This window comes from Ruegeria sp. AB8 (assembly GCF_056542605.1).
This window is the reverse complement of sequence record NZ_JBQGAB010000135.1, coordinates 1-524: the sequence shown is the minus strand read 5'-3', so window position 1 is coordinate 524 and position 524 is coordinate 1. Positions and strand designations below refer to the sequence as shown.

Sequence of the window (524 nt, the reverse complement as noted above, 5' to 3'; positions counted from 1 at the left end):
CACCCCAGCCCCTTCCCGCATGCGCATGTGGCAACCACCACCACGCACAAGACCCTGCGCGGTCCGCGTGGCGGCATGATCCTGACCAATGATGAAGATATCGCAAAGAAAGTGAACTCGGCCATCTTCCCCGGCATTCAGGGCGGCCCGCTGATGCACGTGATCGCGGCCAAGGCCGTGGCCTTCGGCGAGGCGCTGCAACCGGCCTTCAAGGACTACATCAAGCAGGTCGTCGTCAATTCGCAGGCGCTGTCGGATCAGCTGATCAAAGGCGGTCTGGACACGGTGACCCATGGCACCGACACCCATGTGGTACTGGTCGACCTGCGCCCCAAAGGCGTCAAGGGCAACGCGACCGAAAAGGCCCTGGGCCGCGCGCATATCACCTGCAACAAGAACGGCGTGCCATTTGACCCGGAAAAGCCGACCATCACGTCGGGCATCCGCCTGGGTTCGCCCGCCGGCACCACCCGCGGCTTTGGCGAGGTTGAATTCCGCCAGATCGCGGACTGGATCATCGAGGT

The 524-nt window shown here is 63.4% G+C and carries 1 protein-coding gene; it reads left to right on the top strand.

What is annotated here, in order from left to right:
- Window positions 1-524: PLP-dependent aminotransferase family protein (locus ACR0CG_RS24180; protein WP_480528070.1), on the top strand; the 524-nt coding region annotated here is incomplete at both ends.